13 protein-coding genes and 1 pseudogene are annotated in these 13,233 nt (G+C 57.2%); 7 read left to right on the top strand and 7 right to left on the bottom strand.

Annotated features, from left to right (window positions below; all coding sequences use genetic code 11):
* Positions 1-56 precede the first annotated feature (56 nt).
* The 3 genes from speB (ABJF76_RS15045) to ABJF76_RS15035 are packed head-to-tail and all read left to right on the top strand — an operon-like array spanning position 57 to position 2,439.
* The gene (gene speB, locus ABJF76_RS15045) at positions 57-1,025 is read left to right on the top strand and encodes an agmatinase (protein WP_413821658.1); all 969 of its coding nucleotides are present in this window, start codon (positions 57-59) and stop codon (positions 1,023-1,025) included.
* The gene (gene speB / locus ABJF76_RS15040) at positions 1,015-1,962 is read left to right on the top strand and encodes an agmatinase (RefSeq protein WP_413821659.1); all 948 of its coding nucleotides are present in this window, start codon (positions 1,015-1,017) and stop codon (positions 1,960-1,962) included. The genes speB (ABJF76_RS15045) and speB (ABJF76_RS15040) overlap by 11 nt, the downstream gene beginning before the upstream one ends.
* Before the next feature lie 42 nt (positions 1,963-2,004).
* Complete coding sequence (locus tag ABJF76_RS15035) at positions 2,005-2,439, top strand: DUF1499 domain-containing protein (protein ID WP_413821660.1); 435 nt, start codon at positions 2,005-2,007, stop codon at positions 2,437-2,439.
* On the opposite strand, the gene ABJF76_RS15030 is transcribed toward ABJF76_RS15035, so the two are convergent.
* Complete coding sequence (locus ABJF76_RS15030; protein ID WP_413821661.1) at positions 2,377-2,676, bottom strand: hypothetical protein; 300 nt, start codon at positions 2,674-2,676, stop codon at positions 2,377-2,379. The two genes, ABJF76_RS15035 and ABJF76_RS15030, sit on opposite strands and share 63 nt — an antisense overlap.
* A 50-nt stretch (positions 2,677-2,726) precedes the next feature.
* Between ABJF76_RS15030 and prfA the strand changes: the two genes are divergently transcribed.
* The 3 genes from prfA (at position 2,727) to ABJF76_RS15015 (ending at position 5,386) form a co-directional block, all read left to right on the top strand.
* Complete coding sequence (gene prfA, locus ABJF76_RS15025) at positions 2,727-3,776, top strand: peptide chain release factor 1 (RefSeq protein WP_413821713.1); 1,050 nt, start codon at positions 2,727-2,729, stop codon at positions 3,774-3,776.
* Between the two features lie 14 nt (positions 3,777-3,790).
* A complete protein-coding gene (gene prmC / locus ABJF76_RS15020; RefSeq protein ID WP_413821714.1) occupies positions 3,791-4,606 on the top strand; it encodes a peptide chain release factor N(5)-glutamine methyltransferase in 816 nt (271 codons plus the stop codon).
* 201 nt (positions 4,607-4,807) lie between these two features.
* The gene (locus tag ABJF76_RS15015; protein ID WP_413821662.1) at positions 4,808-5,386 is read left to right on the top strand and encodes a DUF4167 domain-containing protein; all 579 of its coding nucleotides are present in this window, start codon (positions 4,808-4,810) and stop codon (positions 5,384-5,386) included.
* 16 nt (positions 5,387-5,402) lie between these two features.
* Here the strand turns inward: ABJF76_RS15015 and rsmA are convergent, their stop codons facing one another.
* Genes rsmA through lptF form a run of 6 tightly spaced genes read right to left on the bottom strand, consistent with a single transcriptional unit; the run spans position 5,403 to position 12,873 of the window.
* Entirely contained in the window at positions 5,403-6,245 is an 843-nt protein-coding gene (gene rsmA / locus ABJF76_RS15010) for a 16S rRNA (adenine(1518)-N(6)/adenine(1519)-N(6))-dimethyltransferase RsmA (protein WP_413821663.1), read from the bottom strand.
* Positions 6,246-6,281: 36 nt separating this feature from the next.
* Positions 6,282-7,247 (bottom strand): 4-hydroxythreonine-4-phosphate dehydrogenase PdxA, encoded by a 966-nt coding sequence (gene pdxA / locus ABJF76_RS15005; protein ID WP_413821664.1) that lies wholly within the window; start codon positions 7,245-7,247, stop codon positions 6,282-6,284.
* Positions 7,244-8,488: a peptidylprolyl isomerase gene (locus tag ABJF76_RS15000; protein ID WP_413821665.1), complete on the bottom strand. Its 1,245-nt coding sequence runs from the start codon at positions 8,486-8,488 to the stop codon at positions 7,244-7,246. The genes pdxA and ABJF76_RS15000 overlap by 4 nt, the downstream gene beginning before the upstream one ends.
* Complete coding sequence (locus tag ABJF76_RS14995) at positions 8,485-10,596, bottom strand: LPS-assembly protein LptD (RefSeq protein ID WP_413821666.1); 2,112 nt, start codon at positions 10,594-10,596, stop codon at positions 8,485-8,487. Before ABJF76_RS14995 ends, ABJF76_RS15000 begins: the two co-directional genes overlap by 4 nt.
* 58 nt (positions 10,597-10,654) lie before the next feature.
* Positions 10,655-11,752 (bottom strand): LPS export ABC transporter permease LptG, encoded by a 1,098-nt coding sequence (gene lptG / locus ABJF76_RS14990; RefSeq protein WP_413821667.1) that lies wholly within the window; start codon positions 11,750-11,752, stop codon positions 10,655-10,657.
* Positions 11,749-12,873 (bottom strand): LPS export ABC transporter permease LptF, encoded by a 1,125-nt coding sequence (gene lptF, locus ABJF76_RS14985; protein ID WP_413821668.1) that lies wholly within the window; start codon positions 12,871-12,873, stop codon positions 11,749-11,751. The genes lptG and lptF overlap by 4 nt, the downstream gene beginning before the upstream one ends.
* A 166-nt stretch (positions 12,874-13,039) precedes the next feature.
* On the opposite strand from lptF, the pseudogene ABJF76_RS14980 reads away from it, so the two are divergent.
* A pseudogene (locus tag ABJF76_RS14980) lies at positions 13,040-13,233 on the top strand (leucyl aminopeptidase); the annotation flags it as partial.

Raw genomic sequence — 13,233 nt, 5'->3', positions numbered from 1 at the left:
TGCCCCTCGGCCTTTGGCCTCACCCCGGAGTTTATTTGGCAAGATGAAGGACTGATATGGCGCTGGAAGATGCAAAAACGCAGATGGATCATGCGTTCACACGAAAGGACCCGCGCGGGCCGTCGTTTGAGCTGACTTTTGGCGGCGCGACGTCGTTTATGCGGCGGCGCTATACCAAGGATTTGACTGGCGTCGACATTGCTGTGACGGGCGTGCCGTTTGATCAGGCGGTCACGAACCGGCCCGGCACGCGCCTAGGGCCGCGCGCCATCCGCGAGGCATCAAGTCTGCAAGCGCCAGACGCGCCCTATGGCTGGCCCTTTGATGTGATGAGCGAGCGGGTGATCGTGGACTACGGCGATTTGGCTTTTGATTATGCCAATGTGCCTGCGTTTCCGGGCGCTGTGACGGAGCATATTCGCGGGATTTTGCAGGCGGGTGCTGCAAGTGTGGTGCTTGGTGGGGATCATTACATCTCGTTTCCGATCCTTAAGGCGTATGCTGAAAAATTTGGCCCGATTTCATTGGTTCAAATCGATGCACATACCGACACTTGGGCGGATGACGATATGGACCGCGTCGATCATGGCACGATGTTTTACAAGGCAGTAAAGATGGGTTTGGTTGACCCTGCCACGAGCGTTCAGATTGGCATTCGCACCACCAACGAGGACACGCTTGGGGTCAATATTATCGACGCCCCCGAATTTCACCGCATTGGGCCAGAGGCTGCGGCTGCGCGCGCGCGTGAAATTGTTGGGGACCGCCCGTGTTATTTGAGCTTTGATATCGATGGGCTTGACCCGGCCTTTGCACCGGGGACAGGTACGCCGGTTTGGGGTGGTCTGAGTTCAGCGCAGGCGTCGGCCTTGCTGCGCGGCCTTGCCGGTATCAACATTCAAGGCGGCGATGTGGTCGAAGTGTCGCCGCCCTTTGACACCACCGGCGCCACCGCAATTGCAGGTGCTCATGTCGCAGTCGAGATCTGTCAACTGTTGGGATGGAGAATGCGCAATGACACCTAAAAACCAGCCAATCAGCGGCAATGATTTGGCGCGCTTTTCGGGGCCGGGGACGTTTATGCGTTTGCCGACAAGCAACGAGCTGCAAAAACTGGATGTTGCCGTGTTGGGCGTGCCGATGGATATTGGTACATCGTGGCGGTCGGGCACGCGATTTGGGCCCAAAGAAGTGCGCAGCCAATCTGCGATGATCCGGCCCTACAATTTGGCCACGGGGGCGGCACCTTTTGACAGTATGCAGGTCGCTGACATTGGAGATTTGGCGATCAATACGTTTTCGTTGTCAGACAGTTTACGCATTATTGCAGAGAGTTACGAGGCGATCTTGAACTATGATGCCGTGCCGATGGCCATTGGGGGGGATCATTCGATTACCTTGCCGATTCTGCGCGCGATGGCCAAACGCCATGGGCCTGTGGCGCTGATCCATGTGGATGCGCACGGCGATGTGAATGACGAGATGTTTGGAGAACGCGAAACCCACGGCACCGTTTTTCGCCGCGCCTATGAAGAGGGTTTGATACAAGCCGACAAGACCTATCAGGTGGGCCTGCGTGGCACCGGCTATGGCGCCGAAGATTTTTCTGAAGCTGCTGCTTGGGGATTTCAACAGTTTCCGGCGCAAGAGTTGTGGGGCCGTGATTTAAGCGCGCTTGGCGCTGAAATTCGGCGTGATATTGGCGATCTACCCACATACATCAGCTATGATATCGACAGTTTGGACCCGGCCTTTGCACCCGGTACAGGCACACCTGAGATTGGCGGTTTGACCACGCCACAGGCACTGCAGTTGATCCGTGCTTTGCGCGGGGTGAATGTGGTGGGGTGTGATCTGGTCGAAGTGTCGCCGCCCTATGATACCACGGGAAATACGGCGCTGACTGGGGCAAACCTGCTTTACGAGATGTTGTGTATCTTGCCCGGCGTTGCGTATCGCTGAACGCGGGCGTTTGCATATTTTGGGAACAATGAAAGGGTTGGGATGCGCCTTGTGATCTATGGGGTGGTCTTTTTGGTGGCCGTGTCGGTTTTTGTTTCAGCCTATGTGCGTTTGGCCCCAAGCGACCCAAAGTTGTGGAATACGCCAATTACCGCGTCTGAAGATGTGGATTCTGTGGGCGGTGCGATCCGCGTTTTGCAGGCTGATTTGGAGTTATTCAGACGCGTGCGTCATGAAATGGGCGCGCTGCCACGCACGCAGGTGGTAATGCGCGCGCGAAAGATCGTGGGGTCTCAGGAAGAAAGGCGCATCACTTTCGTCACGCGATCTTTGATTTGGGGATTTCCTGATTACACCACTGTGCAATTCAGTGACGGCGTGTTGAAGCTGTATGGCCGGCTGCGATTTGGCCGCTCAGATCTGGGCGTCAACGGCAAACGATTGCAAGGGGTTCTGGGGCGCGCTCAGGGAGGATGACAAGCATCCTTCTTGCATTTCGCGCCACATCGGCACGTTCAGTGACATCTGACATTGCGCCATGAACATCCGCCCGTCGACTTGCAAGCAGACGGTTTGGCCCAATTCAACGCGATTGCGTTGTTTGTCTGTGCAAAAGCACTCGATCGTTCTGCCCGATGGGTAAGTCGCATCGGCCAAAGCGGGGCTGCTGATCAGCAATGATATTAATATCGCGCGTTTCATAACATACACCATAGCATAGTAGCCCTCTTGACCAAAGCCCCCCCTTGGATCAAACCCTCGTTATGATCCCACAAGACCGCCTTTTTCAGATCACCCAGCGCTTTCAATATCTTGAGGCGGCCATGTCCGATGGCAGCAGTGATATTGCAGCACTCGCCAAAGAATACTCAGACCTTAAGCCCGTGGTTGAGCAAATCGACAGCTATATGGCCTTGGTTGATGGGTTGGCCGAGGCGCAAGCGATGCTTGATGATCCGGACATGGCCGAATTGGCCCGCGAAGAAGTGCAAAGCCTCAAAGAGGCGCTGCCTGGGGCTGAGGCTGCTTTGCAAGTCACGTTGCTGCCCAAGGATGCGGCGGATGCGCGCCCTGCGATGCTGGAAATTCGCCCCGGTACCGGTGGTGACGAGGCCGCCTTGTTCGCGGCTGATCTGTTTCGCATGTATGTGCGTTACGCAGAAGGGCGCGGCTGGAAGGTCGAAGTGATCGAGGAACAAGCGACGGAACTTGGCGGCATCAAGGAAGTGGTGGCGCACATCACCGGGCAGAATGTTTTTGCCCGAATGAAATACGAATCTGGCGTTCACCGGGTGCAGCGCGTTCCAAGCACAGAAAGCGGCGGGCGTATCCACACGTCGGCGGCCACCGTGGCCGTACTGCCAGAGGCCGAAGAGGTCGATATCGAGATCAAAACCAATGACATTCGCATCGACACCATGCGGTCTTCGGGGGCAGGCGGGCAGCACGTCAACACCACCGATTCAGCTGTACGCATCACGCACTTGCCAACCGGTCTTGTTGTGACCAGCAGTGAAAAATCCCAACACCGCAACCGCGAGATCGCGATGCAAGTTCTACGCGCCCGGCTTTACGACCTGGAACGCAACCGGGTGGACAGTGAACGCAGTGCGGATCGTGCAGCCCAAGTGGGGTCGGGTGACCGCTCGGAACGTATCCGGACCTATAATTTCCCCCAAGGTCGCATGACCGATCACCGTATTAACCTTACGCTTTATAAGCTTGATCAGGTGATGCAGGGCGATTTGGACGAAGTGGTGGACGCGCTGACGGCAGATGCCCAAGCCCGTATGATGGCCGAGATGAACACGTGACTGCGGCGCAAGCGATGGCTGCGGCAACCGCCCGTTTGAGGGCGGCAGGTGTGCCTGACCCTGCGCGAGATGCGCGGGTTTTGCTGGCCCATGCGGCACAAGTCGATGCAGCCCGCGTGACATTGATTGCCCCCGAAGATATCGCGCCCGACATCGCTGAACGGTATGAGCAGCTGATTTCATTGCGTGCTGTGCGCGTGCCCGTCAGCCACTTGATCGGGCAGCGCGCGTTTTATGGCCGCGACTTTAAAGTTAGCTGCGATGTATTGGACCCACGCCCCGAATCCGAAACCTTGATCGAAGCTGCCTTGGCCGAAGATTTCGCACAAGTGCTTGATCTTGGCACAGGGTCGGGGTGTTTGTTGGTCACGCTTTTGGCGGAACGTGTCACGGCACGGGGGCTTGGCGTGGACCTGAGCGAAGCGGCCTGCCTTCAGGCCAGTGCCAATGCGGTGATGCATGGTGTGGCTGATCGTAGCGACATTGCGCAAGGAGACTGGTTTGCCCCGGTTGAGGGGCGGTTTCAGCTTATCGTGGCCAATCCCCCTTACCTTGCCCAAAGCGAAATGGACGATGTGGCGCCGGAGTTGCGCGACTATGAACCTCGTATGGCGCTTACGGACGAAGGCGACGGGTTGTCGGCGTACCGCGTGATTGCGGAAACAGCGGGCAGTTACCTTACCCCCAACGGGCGCGTCATGTGCGAGTTTGGCTGGACGCAAGCCGATGCTGTCGAAACCATTTTTCGGGATCATGGATGGGGCGATGTGCGCATCTTACCTGACCTTGACGGGCGCAAGCGCGTCGTTGTTGCACGGAATCCTGCTTAGTCAGTGCAAAAGTGATGAAAATTGGCCTTTTTCTCTTGTCGTGACGGTCTCGGCATGTTTATTCATTCTTCAGACGCCAAGGCTAACGGCCCCGCATTATGCAGGTGTCACATCCATACGATCGCCGAGAAAGTTCAACAGTTGTTGGCAACGCATCGCGGCAGATCACAAAGCACACGCCAATGAGCGGAACATATCTTCATGAAATCTTCGAGATCACGGTCACGGTCAAAGGGCAGTCGCAATCGCGGCTCAAACAACAATTCTGGCGGCAACGTCATCAACCGCGTGTTTGACAGTTCTGGCCCCGAAGGAAAAGTGCGTGGCACGCCACAGCAGATCATCGACAAGTACAATCAGCTGGCGCGCGATTCCCAACTTTCCGGCGACCGGGTCGCCACTGAAAACTTTCAGCAGCACGCCGAACATTACCTGCGTCTTCTAAGCGAAGCACAGCGTGAAATCGATGCGCGCCGCGAAGAACAAGAACGCCAAAACCGCGACCGCCAAGCCGAACGCGACCGTCAGGCAGAACGTGATCGCGAACGCAACCAACAGCGCGCCGAACAACAACAAGAAGCAAGCGTTGCAGACCCCGCGGCGGCCCCGCAGCCTGATGTTGTCGAAGCGCCTGCTGACAGTGGCTTGGTGGAAACACCAGAAAGCCAACCAAAGCCAAAGCCAAAAACGACGCGCTCTCGCAAGCCACGGGCAAAACCAAAACCCGAAGCCACTGAGCCGCAGGCTGACAGCGGTTCCGCTCCGGAAGCGGCCGAATAAACACGCATGGCTGTGCTTAGGGCGCAGCCACCGCGCGGGCCAGCGCACAAAACTCTTCCAGTGATACTTGTTCGGCGCGTTCCGTCGGTTTGATACCGGCGGCGTTCAGACGGTCTTCGATGTCCGCGCCCATTCCCTTCAATGCAGAGCGCAGCATTTTGCGCCGTTGATTGAAGGCCATGGCGACCACGCGGTTTAACACCTCAGCATCCGCCTCGAATTTCGGCGCGGGCAGGGCGGTCAGATGGACCACAGCGCTAGATACTTTGGGGGCAGGCGTGAATGCCTCGGGGGGCAGGCCCATGACAATGCGCGCTTCACAGCGCCACTGCGCCAGCAGCGCCAACCGACCATAGGCCTTTGACCCCGGTACCGCGACGATCCGTTCCGCCACTTCACGCTGAAACATAAGCGTCAAAGATTGCCAAAATGGCGGCCATTTAGGTGGGGTCAGCCAGCGTACCAGCAATTCCGTGCCCACATTATAGGGCAGGTTTGCTGCCACGCGAATGGGAGGCGTCAAATGGGCCAGCGGATCAATATCTAACGCATCGCCTTCAATCACTTGCAACTGCCCGGGATAGCGGGTGGCGATCTCGGCCAGTGCAGGTAAACAGCGGCCATCCTTTTCGATGGCCAACACCCGGCGGGCGCCTTCAGACAGCAAACCACGGGTCAACCCGCCGGGGCCGGGGCCGATCTCAAGCACATCACACCCTGTCAAATCCCCTGCTTGTCGCGCGATTTTGGCCGTCAGGTTCAGATCCAGTAAAAAGTTCTGACCCAAAGATTTACGCGCTCTTAGCCCATGGTCTTCAATCACGGTGCTCAAAGGCGGCAGGTCATCAATTGTGCTCATGGCTTCATTGTTCCTTAAATATGCCCGCCGGAGGCATCAACGGTCAGCCATTGCAGCGGCCAATTTGATGGCTTCGATCATGCTTGTGGGATTGGCGATCCCTTGGCCTGCGATGTCAAAAGCGGTGCCATGATCTGGCGAAGTCCGAATGATAGGCAAACCCAAAGTGACATTCACACCGCGATCAAAATCCAACGTCTTGATGGGGATCAATGCTTGGTCGTGATACATGCAAACCGCGGCATCATATGTCGCGCGCGCTGCGGCATGAAACAACGTGTCCGCAGGCCAAGGGCCGCTCACCTCGATGCCCTCAGCGCGTATTTCGGCAATCAAAGGCGCAATCCAAGCCAGCTCTTCTTGTCCCATCGCGCCACCTTCACCCGCATGCGGGTTCAATCCAGCGACTGCGATCCGTGGCGCCGCTATGCCAAATTGATTGCGCAGCCCTTGGGCGGTGATTTCGATCGTGTGGCGCAGCAAATCAGGTGTTAGGACACGCGGCACGTCTGCAAGCGCGATATGGATGGTCGTGGGTACAACGCGCAATGCGTCGCTCGCTAACATCATCACGGCGCGCGGCGCGTCGGTGAGCGCCTCAAGATATTCGGTGTGCCCAGGGTACGCAAAACCTGCCCCATCGATCAGCACCTTTTTGTGGATTGGCGCGGTGCAAATCGCTGAAACCGCACCGTTGTGCGCCAACTCTACGGCGCGCGCGATTACGTCGACGACGCCTTGCGCATTGCTCAAGGTGGCTGTGCCAAGCGTGGCGAGTGCTGCAAAATCGTGACGTAGGACGGGCAGGGCGTCGGGGCAGACAGACGCGGCCTGCGCCGGATCATCGATACCGACCTGAGGCGTGCCATCTGGCAAATGACGCGGATCACCGATCCACAACATCGTTATATCATGGCGCAAATTGGCCCATGCTTTGGCCGCAACTTCTGGCCCGACGCCCGCCGGTTCGCCACAGCAAATAGCGACGGGTGCCTTGGTCATGGCAGAATGCGGATGTTCGCCTCTGCCGCCAACTGCTCAAGCAGGTTTTCCGAAAAGGCGTTTAAACGCTGGTTGCGCAACCCAGCTGAGATACCATCGCGGTTGACGTCTTGTTCGGTGTCAAGCGCGGGCGTACGTCCACACAGCATAAGCAATACCAGAGTTTGGCCGTTCGCACGGGTCAATGCAGTCGAGGTTTCGCCGGGGTCCAACTTGGACAATTCCAACGCGATGTCCGTCGGAATTTCCGAAGGGGGCAAGCTGCCGCGGTCCAGTGCGGATTCAGGTTGGCCTTGCGCGATTCCATAAAGATCGTCGCAGCGGTCAATCCGCGCCGCGATGCCGCGTGCGCGCCCCAATGCCTCGGGCGAGCGCCCGCCAGCGATGTAATAGGCCGCGTATTCGATGGCCGAAAAGGTGGGTTCCGGTGTCGACGTCTCGCGCACGGCGCGTAATTGGAACAAAGCAACTGCGTTGGGAATTGGCAAAGGCGCGGTCACTTCTCCGGGCCCAAGCGCCAGCAAAAGTGGGCGCAGGACCGGGGGCAGATCGCTAATAGGTGTCCAAGGCAAGCGCCCGCCATTGCCCCGTGATGCGGTGGCGGAAAAACGGCGTGCAAAGCTGGAAAACTCGGCCTCTGAGGAGGATTGCGCAATTTCTTCGGCTTGCGCCTGCACCTGTGCGGCGCGTGGCGGAGGGGCCGGAATGATGATTTCCGAAATCAGAACTTCAAGCCCGCTGGAACCAGTTGCGCCGGAAATTGCCCGGTCGACGTCAGTGTCTGTGATCTGCACACGGGATCCGAACCGCGCGCGGATATAGTCGCGCCAAGTGATTTGGACGCCGACAAAGTCGCGAAACGTTTCGCGCGATACGCCTTCTTGTTCCAAAGCGGTTATAAATTCATCAAGCGGCAGGTTGGCCCGACCTGCAAATTCACTCATCCCGTCTTGCACGGCAGATTCGCTTGCGATCGCGCCGACTTGGCGTGCTTCTTGTGTGCGCAAACGGTCTTGGATCAGCTCTTCGATCACTTCTTGACGAGAACCGCCGGGCGCACCAAGTACTTGGAGGAACCGGACACGTTGCTGTACTTCGTATTCGGTGACGATCGCCTGGTCGACATGCGCGACGGGATCAAACAATCCTTGTGCCTGCGCCTGTCCAAAGTGCGCGGCAATCGCCATTGCGCTGCCGGCCAGTGCCAAAGTGATCCGTTTCAGAGTTGTTTTACCGCTCATTTCGCCTGCTTTCCGCATGATCGTGCCACGACGCTTTGCCCTGTATCGGCCGAGAAGCCTCGCAAGGACACTGATACCCCCAGACTGGTGGAAGGCTCAATAGTTGTTGAGTCCGCAAAACTGCGGTTAAGGTTGACGCCGACGCGCACACATTCGTTTTCATAGGTCAATCCGGCCCCAGCTGTGGCGGCGCGCCCTTCCTCGATATCGTAACGCATATCAAGGCTCGCGGTCCAAAATCGGTCGATCCGGTAAGCGCCATCAAAAGCCACTTCGCCGATGGGTTCGTTTTGATCGATGGCTGGGTCTTCGTCGATCCAGATATAGCTGCCGCTCAGATCAAGGCGACTGTTGCTCCAGTCGCCGCGCAATTCAGCCTTTGTGACGTCAAAGGTGTCGTCAAACAACGTGCGCCCCGATACAGCCAATCCACCAACAAAACGGATTTGCCCGGCCAAAAGAAAGTCGGAATCCGTACCCGTCAGACCAGAGCTTACGGTAAAGTCTTGTTGCGCGTCTTGCCGGATGATCTGCGCGGCGGAGACGCTGGCCGACCACCCTTCGGGGTCATAACGGGCCCATGTCCCACCATATGCTGTTGTCCAACCTCGTTCACGTCTGTCGGGTGCGGGAAAGCGTGACAGGCTAAGTAAATTGCCTTCGTCGAATTCAACACGCGTGCTTTCGTCGTCGGGAACGTCCAGATTGTCGCCGCCAACATAGGCCAGTTGCAAAATGGGTTCGATCACATGGCGCGCGCGCCCGCGGCCCTGTTTGGCCAACGGATAGCGCAAAGTTAGCGCAGCCATGGGCGTAAATTCACTGTCACTGCTGGCCGAGGTTGCATCATCACTGATGTTAAAGGCATCACCTGCAAAGCCAAGCCTTGTTTGCGCCTGCAGACCGCCCAGTTGATAGGTGCGCAACCATTCACCCTCTAGGCTAAAGCGTACAACATCGCGTCCATCGACGATCCCGTCGCCATTGGCATCCGTGTCGACGCTGGATTCGCGCCGATGCCCATGAGCGATCGCGGCCAAACGAATTTCGCCGCCAATGCTTTTGGGGAAAAAGCGCCGCTCGTACAGCGCCTCAAGCACATCCGAAGGGGACACGTCGTCATCTTCGTCATCACGCAGGGATTTGTAGTTAATAAAGCCCAGGCGGAGGAAAGCGTCGCGCTTTGTGCGTGTGATTTGGATTTGGCTGTCCAGTCGATCTTTTGACGAAAAGTCATAGTCACTGAGGTAAGAATCGTCGGACACCAGTTCGATATCAAATTCCAGACGGTACCCTTTGTTAAGTTCAAAGCGACCGGCGCCAAAAAGGTAACCACGTTTTTCACCCGGCTCCAGGTCATCATCCGACGTGGCGCCCTCAAACAAGATGCGCCCACGTTTAAAAGCTTGGCGATAGCGGAATTCAAGCGTGCGTGTCCGGTTGGACAAATAGGGCGTCAACGTCAGGTCGCGGTGATCGCCCAATTTGATGAAATAGGGCAGCTTTAACCCAGTGCCCAACTGCGAATCCGACCGAATTTCGGGAAACAAAAAGCCCGACGCGCGGTCTTGGGATGGGTCTGGAAGACGCAGGCGCGGAAGGTATAAAATAGGCACATTACGGATCAAAAGTTGCGCGTCATCGAAGTACAGTTGGCGTTCTTCTTTGTCGTGGATCACCCGCCGGGCACGAATTTGCCAAAGTGGCGGGCGCGGATCATTGGCGCACACCCGACAGGACGTGACGGCGGTTTTATAAAGCTGGGTATAGCGCCCGTCGACCACATCCAATTGAACGGCGGCCAATTGCAGCTGGTCATTTAACACCAGACGCGCGCCCGTTAGCAGGCCATTTTGTAGATCGCTGCTGAGTTCGGCTTGACTGGCAAGGATACGCACGCCGTTTCCGTCATCCAGTGTGATTGGCCCGGTAATCGTCAACTGGCCGTTGTCAGGATTGTACGCGATGGCCTGTGCCGTTAGGCGCGTGGTGCCTTGGAAGGCTTCGACATTGCCACTGGCAATCAGGCGGCGGTCTTGGCTGATCTGGATGTCATCGGCAACCAAAATGGCGGGCGGTGCGCTTTGTGTCCCTTGTGCATGAGCCATGACGCCCCAAAGCGCCAGAAATACGCAAAGAAAAGCGCGTTTTATCCAGTTGCGCGCATCAACCATCTTCGGCTCTGAGCAACAAACCCAGCCCTAACCAGATCGCAGCAATCGGGGCCGCCCAAGCGGACAGCAACACGGGAATCTGCCCGTTTTCACCCAAAATCTGCGCAAAACTGCGAATGAAGTACAAACTGAACCCCAGCAACACTGCGGACAGCACGGCAGTGCCTGTCCCCCCAAACCGGGTATGGCGCATCGTGAAGGCTGCGGCAACCAGAACCATCGCGATCAAGAACAATGGGCGTGCCAATTGCGCCTGCAACCACACTTGATGTTTGCGCGCCGAAAAGCCGGCCTGTTCAAGTTGCGCGATGAAATCGGGCATCTCCCAGATCGACACACCGGTGGGGGTTCCAAGGCTTTCGCGAATCCGATCAAGGGTCAGGGTCGATGGCAGTTTTAGTGTCTCATGTTCAACCGCGTTAGCTTCCGGGTTTATCCCCGCGGCCAAAGGCCAGACTTTGGCAAGGCGCAAAGACCACGCGCCGTTGCCAAGTGCTGCACTTGCGGCCTCGATGCGGCGTGCCGGGCCACCATCCGGGGAATAGGCCACAAACGTCACATCAAAAAGCACAGAGGCATCGGCATTGCTGCGCCCTGCGCGGATCACGGTTTGTCCGGTTTCGCCGCCTTGACGCAACCACAGCCCGTCCTCGGACACGGACAATGCAGAAATTCCACCTGCGCGGTAATCGCTGGACAATGCGGCATAACGTTTGGCCGTGGCGGCAACAATTGGCCCCAGCATCGTTGTGGCAAAGACGCCGATCAGTGCGGCGACCATCACGGGTGCAATCAACGCCCGCATCGCAGACCGCCCAGAGGCCCGCGTGACCACCATTTCAGAAGACCGTGCAAGACTGATAAACAGGCTGACGGTTCCAAGTATCATGATCAGGGGCAAAATCTGGTTCAGGGTTTCGGGCAAGTTTAACAAGCTTAGCCCCAAACGGGCCATCAAGTTTACACCATATTCAGCAAACCTGCGCGTCTCGTCGATCAAATTGACCAGCATAACCAAAGCACCCAAGACGGCTGTGATGACGGTCAGGCTTAATGCAAAGCGGCGCGCGAAATAGAGGTGCAAAATCATGCGACACTCCGCTTTCGAAAGAGCCGTCTAAAGCGGCCGGATGCGGTCCAAAGCATGGCGCACACGATGGTTCCACCCAGTGCCGAGGGTAGGTATAAAATGGGCCACATCCGTACATCTTCAAACACCGGCTCAGACAGACTGCCGCGCATGCCATCCAAAGCAATCAACATCAAGAATGCGATCAAGATCTCGCGCCACACGCCAAAGCGCGAATAGCCACCAACCAGCAAAGTGGCAAAACCGATCATCGCCGCTACAAAGGTAAACGTAGCGCGCGCCACGCGACTGTGCAGTTCTTCGGCCACTGACCCAAGATCGGTTTTGGTGTCGCGCGCCACGCCGGGCCAATCTACAAGCAATCGATCACTGGTCATGAAGGGAAGCCTTGGAATGACGTCACCTTCGGGCTTCACAAGGGGCGAGATATCAAAGGAAAAGTCTTGAAACTTGGCCGTCGACAAACGCGCATTCGACGATCGCAATCGTTGGGCCAAACCGTCGACCATGATCAGCGATGTGCCTTCACCATTGCGCACCAGATAGGCCGTGGCCGCCGTATAAATGACCCGTTCCGCCGGATCGCGTCGGTCTGACAAGAACACGTCGTGCAACACGCCGTCGGCATCCACAAGGCGGGTGTAAAACGTGACGCCCGCGCCGGGGCTTAGAAATTCGCCTTCAGTTAACAGCCGGGATGTGACGTTTTGCGAAATCTCGGATTCGCGTTCGGCCAATTGCTGGTTCGCGCTTGGCACCAGCACATGCGACAAAAGCGACATCATCAGGGCCGACACCAGCCCAAACACAGCCACCGGGCGCGCAATGCGCCAAGGTGATGCCCCCGTGGACATCATCACCGTCAATTCGCTTTCGGTATTCAGCCGGTTGGTTACGTATACGGCGGCTGCAAAGGTCGCGATTGGCAACACTGTTGTGATCAATCTCGGCAGCCCAAGGGCCGAAAACTCAAGAAAAACCAGTGCTGTCTGTCCGTCGCCAATCAGCCGATCAAACAGCTGTACGGCGCGGTTGATCCAGAACACAGCCACCAGCACCAATGAAAAAAAGCCAAACAGCCACATCAGTTGCGCCAGCATATAGCGGTCGAATCTGAGCAAACTGCGCGTCCCTTCCTGTCGTGCGCCGCTTTCGTGCGCTTAAGCCTCAGGGTCAGGCTACATTATGACGGGCGTCGGGAAAACTCCTAAACGTGCCTTGATTTGCTGGTCATGGGCGGATTGGCGCGTTACCTCTGTCACAAATATTAAAAATTCGGAGCCCCAAATGACTGACCTGACGCGCCCAAGCTTTGTTGCAACTGATATCGAGGCACTTGCCGCACACACTGGCCGCTTGGCCGTGATCGTCGCGCCGGATGGCAAGATGGGGCCGGCGGCACGTCGCGCCAACCGTCTGACCAAAGGCGCCGTGCAGCGTTTTATCGACAGCGCAGGGTTTGAAAAGGTCAAGATGGGGCA

Origin of the sequence: Tateyamaria sp. (genome assembly GCF_039940735.1) — a bacterium.
In the GTDB taxonomy this organism is placed as follows: Bacteria; Pseudomonadota; Alphaproteobacteria; order Rhodobacterales; family Rhodobacteraceae; genus Tateyamaria.
The sequence above is the reverse complement of the archived record's forward strand: the minus strand, read 5'-3'. Positions and strand labels throughout refer to the sequence as shown.

What these genes read in the sequence shown, in the direction of transcription:
- ABJF76_RS15015 (WP_413821662.1), top strand. Translation starts at nt 4,808, where the DNA reads ATGAAATCTTCGAGATCACGGTCACGGTCAAAGGGCAGTCGCAATCGC.
- pdxA (WP_413821664.1), bottom strand. Translation starts at nt 7,247, where the DNA reads ATGACCAAGGCACCCGTCGCTATTTGCTGTGGCGAACCGGCGGGCGTC.
- speB (WP_413821659.1), top strand. Translation starts at nt 1,015, where the DNA reads ATGACACCTAAAAACCAGCCAATCAGCGGCAATGATTTGGCGCGCTTT.
- prmC (WP_413821714.1), top strand. Translation starts at nt 3,791, where the DNA reads ATGGCTGCGGCAACCGCCCGTTTGAGGGCGGCAGGTGTGCCTGACCCT.
- speB (WP_413821658.1), top strand. Translation starts at nt 57, where the DNA reads ATGGCGCTGGAAGATGCAAAAACGCAGATGGATCATGCGTTCACACGA.
- rsmA (WP_413821663.1), bottom strand. Translation starts at nt 6,245, where the DNA reads ATGAGCACAATTGATGACCTGCCGCCTTTGAGCACCGTGATTGAAGAC.
- ABJF76_RS15035 (WP_413821660.1), top strand. Translation starts at nt 2,005, where the DNA reads ATGCGCCTTGTGATCTATGGGGTGGTCTTTTTGGTGGCCGTGTCGGTT.
- ABJF76_RS15000 (WP_413821665.1), bottom strand. Translation starts at nt 8,488, where the DNA reads ATGAGCGGTAAAACAACTCTGAAACGGATCACTTTGGCACTGGCCGGC.
- lptG (WP_413821667.1), bottom strand. Translation starts at nt 11,752, where the DNA reads ATGATTTTGCACCTCTATTTCGCGCGCCGCTTTGCATTAAGCCTGACC.
- ABJF76_RS14995 (WP_413821666.1), bottom strand. Translation starts at nt 10,596, where the DNA reads ATGGCTCATGCACAAGGGACACAAAGCGCACCGCCCGCCATTTTGGTT.
- prfA (WP_413821713.1), top strand. Translation starts at nt 2,727, where the DNA reads ATGATCCCACAAGACCGCCTTTTTCAGATCACCCAGCGCTTTCAATAT.
- ABJF76_RS15030 (WP_413821661.1), bottom strand. Translation starts at nt 2,676, where the DNA reads ATGGTGTATGTTATGAAACGCGCGATATTAATATCATTGCTGATCAGC.